The organism is Streptomyces albidochromogenes, assembly GCF_005981925.1.
GTDB lineage: Bacteria > Actinomycetota > Actinomycetes > Streptomycetales > Streptomycetaceae > Streptomyces > Streptomyces albidochromogenes.
Map to the genome: position 1 here is coordinate 1 of NZ_VBVX01000363.1, position 5,920 is coordinate 5,920.

Below are 5,920 nucleotides of genomic sequence, written 5' to 3' on the forward strand. Positions count from 1 at the left end.
CGCCGCCACCTCCACCGCCGCCGGTCGGGTCGACGATCGACTCGATCTTCCACTGCACGTTGTAGGACTCGGCCAGCGCCTGCTTGAGCACGTCCTCGCTGCCGCTGCTCGCGAAGTTGTCGCGGGCGCCGGCGTTGATGAAGGCGATCTGGAGCGTGGTCCCGTCGAAGCCGCTGACCTGGGCGTTCTGACTGAGCAGGATCCAGGTGAAGCGCCGCCGGTTCTTGACGGCCTCCAGGATGCCCGGCCACATGTTCTGCACCTGCAGGGCGCCCTGCCCGGCCGCCGGCGAGACGGCTGGTGCGGCAGCCGCCGCGGCGGGGGCCGCCGCCGGGGCGGGCGACGCGGGCTGCGGCTCGGGCCGGCCCTGCCCGGGAGCGGAGGCAGTGGGCCACCCGCCGGGCCGGCGCTGGCCGGTGTCCTGTCCGGCACCGCCGCCCCCGGGGCCGCCCGAACCGGGCCACGCGCCGGGACGCTGCCCGCCGTCCGGGGCGGGGGCGGCCTGCTCGGCCACCGGCGCCGGCGCAGGTGCGGGGGCCGCTGCGGGCATGACGGGCGCGGGAGCGGCCACCGGCGCGGGTGCGGGCGCTGCCGCCCCAGGAGCCCCATGTGCCTCGGGGCCCGGTACGTACCCCATCGCGGGCCCGGGGGCCGCCGCCGCGGCCATGAACGCGCCGCCGGCGCCGGCGCGCTCCAGCCGGTCGAGGCGCGCCTGGAACGAACGCTCGTCGTCGAAAGCCGCCGGCAGCAGCACGCGGGCGCAGATCAGCTCCAGCTGGAGCCGCGGCGACGTAGCCCCGCGCATCTCGGTGAGCCCGGTGTTGACCAGGTCGGCGGCGCGGCTCAGCTCGGCCGCCCCGAACACCGACGCCTGGGCCTGCATCCGCTCCACGACGTCGGCGGGCGCGTCGATCAGGCCCTTCTCGCGCGCGTCGGGGACGGCGGCGAGGATCACCAGGTCCCGCAGCCGCTCCAGCAGATCGGCCACGAAGCGCCGGGGGTCGTTGCCGCCCTCGATGACCCGGTCCACGACCTCGAACGCGGCGGCTCCGTCACCCGCGGCGAACGCGTCCACGACGGAGTCCAGCAACGAACTCTCGGTGTACCCGAGGAGCGCCGTCGCCATGGCATATGTCACACCGTCGTCGGCCGCGCCGGCGAGCAGCTGGTCCATGACGGACATCGAATCACGCACGGAACCGGCCCCGGACCGTACGACGAGCGGAAGCACACCGTCCTCGACCGGGATGCCCTCCTTGCCGCACACCTCGCCGAGGTAGTCGCGCAGGGTGCCCGGCGGCACCAGGCGGAAGGGGTAGTGGTGCGTACGCGAACGGATCGTGCCGATGACCTTCTCGGGCTCCGTCGTGGCGAAGATGAACTTGAGGTGCTCCGGGGGCTCCTCGACCACCTTCAGCAGGGCGTTGAAGCCCGCCGGGGTGACCATGTGGGCCTCGTCGATGATGTAGATCTTGTAGCGGCTGCTCGCCGGACCGAAGAATGCCTTTTCCCGCAGGTCACGGGCGTCGTCCACGCCACCGTGGGAAGCGGCGTCGATCTCGATGACGTCGATCGATCCCCTGCCGTTGCGGGCCAGGTCGACACACGACTGGCACACGCCGCACGGGGTGGGTGTGGGGCCCTGCTCGCAGTTCAGACAGCGGGCGAGGATGCGGGCGCTGGTCGTCTTTCCACAGCCTCGCGGCCCGCTGAACAGGTACGCGTGATTGACCCGGTTGTTACGCAGGGCCTGCTGCAGCGGGGCAGTGACATGCTCCTGCCCGATGACCTCGGCGAACGACTCGGGACGGTAGCGGCGGTAGAGCGCAAGGGACGACACGTATACGAGGTTATCGGGACCCACTGACAACCGGACCCGCCCAACGCAAGCGCCCCCCACGCACCCGCCAGAGCTCACTTACCCTTGCTGCCTTCCGGCCCTGGGGGAGTTCGGTGAGATAGCGCCACGTGAGGGGCTGGCCCCCACCCTAGCGGATCGCGCCCCGGGAAAACGACCCGGACCCCGACCTCGCGGCGACCACGAGGAACGCGTTCGCGAGCACTCCTCAACGTCTTGTATTGTTTGCGGCGGAGGATTCGCCTAGTGGCCTAGGGCGCACGCTTGGAAAGCGTGTTGGGGGCAACCCCTCACGAGTTCGAATCTCGTATCCTCCGCACTCGCCCGTCAGGGCAGACGAAGGCCCCGACCGGTTCGCCGGTCGGGGCCTTCGTCGTTTCCCGCCGGGGCCCGGCGGGAGCGGAGCGGAAGCCGGGTCAGCAGTTGTCCGGGGCCGGGCGGCCCTCGAAGCGGTCCGCGATCCAGTTCAGGTACTGCTTCTCGGCGACGACGGGGATCGTCTGGTGCGTCGCGCCCTTGTACTTCGTGTACTGGACCGGCTGGTCGAACCGACAGGCGCGGTGGACGTACTGGGTGGTCGAGTGCGGGTTGATGACCGTGTCCGCCGTCCCCTGCATGACCAGCACCGGAGCCACCGTGGTGGCGTGACCCGGGGTGTTCTCGCGGAAGCGCTTGTGCCAGGCGCGCGGCACCTCCCGCAGCGGCTTGAACAGCGTGTCGAGCTTCCCGTTGTTCCCGACGTTGTTCTGGATCACGTCGGAGAAGTGCTCGATGCACGCCTCCCCGTCACCCTTGAGGGCCTTCAGCCCGGCCGGCTTCAGCACGTCCGCGGCCCGCAGTTCCGGATAGGCCGCGAGGAAGCCCCGGTAGACGTTGATCCGCAGCGCCGCGTTGTGGGCGGCCGAGGTGGCGCTGGTCGGCCCGGGCGGCACCAGGCCGGCGAAGTCCGGGCCCAGGTTGGCGGCGGGCGCCAGTCCCGCCACGCCGACCAGCCTGGTCTCGGGGGTGTACGCGCGGACGTTCTGGCCGATGAACATCGCCGCGCCGCCGCCCTGCGACCAGCCCAGTACCGCGGTCCTGTGGTTCGCGTGGGTGTCGGTGATCTGCCGCGCCGCGCGGACGGAGTCGAGGACGTTGTTCGCCTCCGTCGCCCCGACGACGTACTGGTGCACGCCGGGCGTGCCCAGCCCCTGGTAGTCGGTGCCGACCACGACGTCGCCCGAGCCGAGGAACTGCGTCAGCGCCGGTACGCCGACGTCGATGCCCCACGGGCTGTCGTACGTGAAGTAGTCCACCAGGTCGACGGCCGGGTCCGGCACGGCGGAGGGCGCGCACATGCGCGGGCCGCCGACGGTGCCGTGGGCCCAGGCCACGACGTTGCGGCCGCCGCGCGGTGCGGGCTTGTCGGGCCAGGCCACGATGCCGGAGACGGCCACCGGGGCACCGCTGTGGAGAGTCGAGAGGTAAAGGATCCGGCAGGCCCTCGCGCCGTCGGGGGCGTTCACTTCACGGGCCCAGAGCAGGTCGCCGTGCTCGCCCTCGGGCAGCGGCGACGGCGGGTCGTAGAAGTCCTTGCCCTCCGGGCCGACCGGGACGCCCGGTGCGCACTGCCCGTTGCCCCTGGCCTCGTCCGGCGTCGCCGGGTGCGCGGCGGCGGTGCCGCATCCCAGCGCGAGAATCGCGGCCACACCGGCCGCGGTGATCGCCGAAAGCCTTCGTCTCATCTGATTGTCCATTCACTCGGTGCCGGACCAGAGACTAGGGAGGCGAGTGCGGATTGTGATGGATTGATGGGTTGTGTCGGCTTTGTGTCGCGGGCGCGGGCAGGCCGCCCGGGTGCGCCCTGGGCACGTCGGTGCCTCAACAGCGGCCTCCGAAGCGCCAGTTCACCGCCGTACGATGGCCTGCGGCAGGCGGCGCGACCGGCCGCGTGGCGACGTTGAACGGCCCTGGGCCGAACCGTGCGGCGTGGGAAGGCGCGGGGGCCCAGCGGTAACGACTCGGGGAATGGGACAGCGATGGACAGCACACTCGGCGAACAGATCATGCTCCTCTCGCTCGACGACGACACGGGTGTCGGCCAGGAGACGACGAGGACCGGGCTGGCCGTCACCGGGGCCGCGCTCGTGGAGCTGGCACTGGCCGGGCGGATCGCGGTGACGAAGGGCGAGGTCGTGGTCGTGGACGCGGCTCCGGTCGGCGAACCGGCCCTTGACGCGGTGCTCGTCGCCCTCGCGGGCCGGGAAAAGCCGCGCAAGGCCCGCGCCTGGATCGAACTGTTGCAGAAGGACGCCGTACGGGCGGTGCGTGAGCGGCTGCTGGAGCGGGGACTCGTCCGCGAGGAGAAGGCCCGGGTGTGGGGGATCTTCCCGGAGCGCCGCTATCCGGAGGCCGACGGGAGCGTGGAGCGTGACCTGCGCGGCACGCTGGACGCGGTCGTCCAGGGAGGCGCGGCGCCGGACGAGCGGACCGTCGTACTCCTGGCGCTGCTGCACGGCGCCGGACTCCAGAAGCTGGCCTTCCCCGAAGCGTCGGCCAAGGCGCTCGACCGGCGGCTCACCGAACTGACCGAGGGCCAGTGGTCGGCGGCCGTGGTGCGGGAGGCGGTGGTGGCCGTGCAGGCCGCCACCGTCGCCACGATCGCGGCGGCCACGGCGGTCATCTGATCGGCGGGGGCGCCGGCGCCCTTCCGGTGAGGTTCTTGAAGTAGAAGCTGCACGGCCTGAGCGTGCCGGCGGGATCGGCCGCGTAGCCGGGGACCGTGCCGTAGTGCGTCCAGCCCGCGGCGCGGTAGAGGTGCTCGGCGGGGCTGTCGGTCTCCGTGTCCAGGAGCAGGAGCGTGGCACCCGCCCGGGCCGCCTCCCGCTCGGCGGTGGCGAGGAGGGCGCGGCCCAGGCCCCGGCCGCGCGCGGCGCGGTGGACCATGAGCTTGATCAGCTCGGCGCGGTGGCGGCTGTTGGGCTTGGGGTTCAGCGCCAGCGCGAAGGTGCCCTCGATGCCGCCGGGGCCCCGGGCCGCCCAGACGGTGAGGCTGCCGTCGTCCACCGCCGGCTGCTGGGCGGCCCACCAGGCGGCGGCCTCGTCCCGGCCGAACGGGGCGAGGAAGCCGACGGACGTGTTGCCGTCGACCGCGTCCGCGAGCAGTGCGGCCAGGTCCTGCACGTCGTCCCGGAATTGCTCGGCGGAGAGGGCGGTGATGCTGTGGGTCCGGGAGTCCGCGCTGGTCATGGCTGGACCACCGTCACCGTGTAGCGGGCGCCGGTGGCGGCCGGGCAGCGGAAGCGCGACGGGCCCCAGAGGCGGAAGCGCAGGCAGTCGCCGGTGCGCAGCTCGTGGACGTCGTCGCCCGCGGTGATCTCCAGGGCGCCCTCCAGGACCCAGATGTGCTGCTCGATGCCGGGTACCGGCGGTCCGTCGTACGCGATGTCCGCGCCCGGGCGCAGGACGCCCTCGACGATCTCGGCCCGCAGGCCGGGGTGGGGCGGGGACACGGACCGACGGGTGAAGCCGGACTCCTCGTCGCGCCACACCGGCTGGGCCTCGGCGCGGACCAGTTGCGGCGGCTCCGACTCGACCTCCGCGAGGAGGCGCGACATCGTGCGGCCGTACACCGCGCACAGGCTCCCCAGCAGCGATGCCGTCGGGCTGATCTCGGCGCGCTCCAGTCGGGAGAGCGTGGAGCGGCTGACGCCTGTACGGGTGGCCAGGTCGTCCAGCGACCAGCCCTGTTCGACACGCAGGGTGGAGAGGCGGTCTGCCAGGCGGGCCTCGATGGTTCTCACATCCGGGAGGGTATCTCAGATCTGGGAGGGCTTCTCAGATCTGAGAATCGAGGAGTCTCCCGGCGAGGGACAGGTGTGCGGCCGTCGTCGCCAGTACTTCGCCGAGGAGCACGGGGTCGGGCGCGGCTTCGGTGCCGCCGGTTCGTTCGCAGCGGCCGCACAGCGTCATCCCGAGCACCGCGCGCCACTTGGCGTGCGGGATGCCGCACGCGTCGCAATCGTCGTACGAGTCCATGACCCCCACCCCGGAGCTGCCGACTTTGGGGAATCGTTCCACGGG

5 protein-coding genes, 1 tRNA gene, 1 other RNA gene and 1 pseudogene are annotated in these 5,920 nt (G+C 72.5%); 2 read left to right on the forward strand and 6 right to left on the reverse strand.

Annotated elements, in window-relative coordinates:
• A partial coding sequence (locus tag E2E34_RS30040) for a DNA polymerase III subunit gamma and tau (protein WP_138905024.1) occupies nucleotides 1-1,840 on the reverse strand: 1,840 nt, incomplete at its 3' end.
• 42 nt (nucleotides 1,841-1,882) lie between these two features.
• Nucleotides 1,883-1,981, reverse strand: an RNA gene (ffs, locus tag E2E34_RS30045) — signal recognition particle sRNA small type.
• Nucleotides 1,982-2,090: 109 nt separating this feature from the next.
• Here ffs and E2E34_RS30050 point away from each other — a divergent pair.
• Nucleotides 2,091-2,175 (forward strand) — tRNA-Ser (locus tag E2E34_RS30050).
• A gap of 99 nt (nucleotides 2,176-2,274) precedes the next feature.
• Here the strand turns inward: E2E34_RS30050 and E2E34_RS30055 are convergent.
• The gene (locus E2E34_RS30055; protein WP_138905025.1) at nucleotides 2,275-3,582 is read right to left on the reverse strand and encodes a lipase family protein; all 1,308 of its coding nucleotides are present in this window, start codon (nucleotides 3,580-3,582) and stop codon (nucleotides 2,275-2,277) included.
• Nucleotides 3,583-3,876: 294 nt separating this feature from the next.
• Between E2E34_RS30055 and E2E34_RS30060 the strand changes: the two genes are divergently transcribed.
• Nucleotides 3,877-4,524 (forward strand): GOLPH3/VPS74 family protein, encoded by a 648-nt coding sequence (locus E2E34_RS30060; RefSeq protein WP_138905026.1) that lies wholly within the window; start codon nucleotides 3,877-3,879, stop codon nucleotides 4,522-4,524.
• Here the strand turns inward: E2E34_RS30060 and E2E34_RS30065 are convergent.
• From E2E34_RS30065 to E2E34_RS30075, 3 genes and pseudogenes are all read right to left on the reverse strand, one after another.
• Nucleotides 4,517-5,086, reverse strand: a complete 570-nt coding sequence (locus tag E2E34_RS30065; protein ID WP_138905027.1) for a GNAT family N-acetyltransferase — start codon at nucleotides 5,084-5,086, stop codon at nucleotides 4,517-4,519. The two genes, E2E34_RS30060 and E2E34_RS30065, sit on opposite strands and share 8 nt — an antisense overlap.
• Entirely contained in the window at nucleotides 5,083-5,640 is a 558-nt protein-coding gene (locus E2E34_RS30070; protein ID WP_138905028.1) for a helix-turn-helix domain-containing protein, read from the reverse strand. The genes E2E34_RS30065 and E2E34_RS30070 overlap by 4 nt, the downstream gene beginning before the upstream one ends.
• A 34-nt stretch (nucleotides 5,641-5,674) precedes the next feature.
• Nucleotides 5,675-5,920, reverse strand: a pseudogene (locus E2E34_RS30075) (hypothetical protein); the annotation flags it as partial.